Origin of the sequence: Pseudoalteromonas sp. TAE56, from assembly GCF_000497955.1 — a bacterium.
Taxonomy (GTDB): Bacteria; Pseudomonadota; Gammaproteobacteria; order Enterobacterales; family Alteromonadaceae; genus Pseudoalteromonas.
Genome location: NZ_AUTN01000052.1, coordinates 1 through 2190, shown reverse-complemented (window position 1 = coordinate 2190; position 2190 = coordinate 1). Strand labels below are relative to the sequence as shown.

At 39.8% G+C, this 2190-nt stretch carries 1 protein-coding gene and 2 pseudogenes; 2 read left to right on the top strand and 1 reads right to left on the bottom strand.

The genetic code is table 11. The features are described from left to right. Nucleotides 1–36: 36 nt before the first annotated feature. Nucleotides 37–1086: pseudogene (locus tag L656_RS0101965) on the bottom strand (IS110 family transposase); the annotation flags it as partial. A gap of 91 nt (nt 1087–1177) precedes the next feature. On the opposite strand from L656_RS0101965, the pseudogene L656_RS1000000123690 reads away from it, so the two are divergent. Both L656_RS1000000123690 and L656_RS0101960 read left to right on the top strand, forming a co-directional pair. Then, a pseudogene (locus L656_RS1000000123690) lies at nt 1178–1255 on the top strand (Mobile element protein); the annotation flags it as partial. Between the two features lie 89 nt (nt 1256–1344). Then, nucleotides 1345–2190 (top strand): transposase (locus L656_RS0101960; RefSeq protein WP_024598003.1); only part of this gene is annotated, 846 nt, incomplete at its 3' end.

Genomic DNA, 2190 nt, shown 5'->3' with positions numbered 1-2190 from the left:
CTAACAACACGCCCTGAGGTGGACGACTAGTAAAATTTAGCTATTAACTGCAAATTTTAAAAGTGGTGAGCCTCTGCGTTTTAAGGCCGCTAAATACGTCGATTCATCGTAGGGTGTATTCGTTTTCCAACACCTAAATACAATCCTTATCCATTTAAATGCCAGTGATCTAATTATGCTGTTATGCGGCTTACCCTTGGCTTTTTGTTGCTCATAATACGCTTTAGCCCAAAACGAATAACGAATAGAAAAGCCTGCCCATTCTACAAATGTTTGCCTTAAAAAAGTGGGGCAACTATAACGCCAATGAGTCCACATTTTTTGACCACTGCGCTCAATAACAGGCGCTATACCCGCGTACTTTTGAAGTTCTGCAGCATCATTATAACGCGCACGATTACTCCCAAAAGGAACAAGTAAACGTGGGGCGAGTTGTGGACCTGCACCGGGTAAGCTATCAAATATCTTTTTATCTTGCTGGGCTTTATAAGCCGATTTTATTGCTTTATCGAGCTTTTCAATACCTTTTAATAACACTTTAAATTGCGTAATAAGCACTTCAACGAGCATTTGATTAGGCACAATGACGCCTTCATCCAGAGTTAATGGCATTGAATTTTTAATACTGTCTAATCGTGCATTATTGACCGTGGAATAGTGTGAGTTATGACTCTCAAAAAAGTCGAGTAAAGTCTGTTTTCTTGCTTTTTTAACCGCTGTGAGTGACGGCCATTTCTGAATGAAGTCGCAGAATATATACGTGTCCTTTTCTTTAAACCATTCAAGTGCCTGCGGGTAATAATTTTTTAATGTCGCTGTTATTTTATTGGATAAATCGACACTGTCTTGCACTAAACTTCGGCGATATTCAACAAGCTGAGACAGCGTTCGCATAGCTGCTGACTCAGGCTCAATGACAGACAGCTTATCCATGTGTAACGTGAGAATTTCAACTTGTACAAAGGCATCTGATGGGTCATCTTTTGCGCCACTGGGCGTAAAAGCCTGGCGGTATTTAGCAACAGCACAAGGATTCACGGTAAATAAAGTAAGGTGGTCGTATTTAGCTAATGCATAAATAAGCGGATGAAATAACAGTGACACCCATCCTAAATTTTGCTCTTTTTAAAATTAAGGACTACGTTTTATCTAGTCTAAAAAACAAGCAGGGTGTCTTATGGCTATCGCAAGAAAGCGTCAAGTAAGTTTGGTTGATACAAAATACTACCATTGTATTTCACGCTGTGTTCGTCGGGAAATAACTGTGACACCCATCCTTAATTTTGCTCTTTTTAAAATTAAGGACTACGTTTTGTTTAGTCTAAAAAATAAGCAGGGTGTATTATGGCTATCGCAAGAAAGCGTCAAGTAAGTTTGGTTGATACAAAATACTACCATTGTATTTCACGCTGTGTTCGTCGTGCATTTTTATGTGGGGAAGATCGTTTTACTGGTCAATCTTATGAGCATCGACGAGGGTGGGTTGAAGATAAGCTGCTTGAATTAGCTAAAGTATTTTGTATTGATGTATGTGCTTATGCCGTAATGAGTAATCACACCCATTTAGTACTGTATGTAGATGATAAGAAAGCAAACAGGCTGAATGATAAAGCGATTGTTATTCGCTGGCATAAACTGTGTAAAGGCACAGTGTTAACGCAAAAATATGTACAAGATGAAAAGCTAAGTAAAGTTGAACTCATCTTTTTCAACCAAACGGTTAAACAATACCGCGAACGTCTAGCAAGTATTAGCTGGTTTATGCGGTTGTTAAATGAAGACATTGCGCGCAGAGCAAATAAAGAAGATAACTGCACAGGACGATTCTGGGAGGGTAGATTCAAATCGCAAGCATTACTAGATGAAGCAGCACTTGCAGCGTGTCTGGCCTATGTCGATTTAAATCCCATTAGGGCTAAAATGGCTAACACACCAGAAGAGTCAGACCATACCAGTGTACAAAATCGCTTAACATGCGCGGCAGAAGGTAAACAACCTAAGCAGTTACTACGTTTTGCAGGCATGCCACGTCAGATTATGCCTAAAGGGCTGCCGTTTGAGCTTAAATCGTACCTTGAACTCGTTGAGCTAACAGGGCGAATAATACGAGAGGATAAGCGCGGGCATATTGATAATATGAACCTTCCTTTACTAGAAAGGCTTAATATATCCCCAGATAACTGGCTAAAA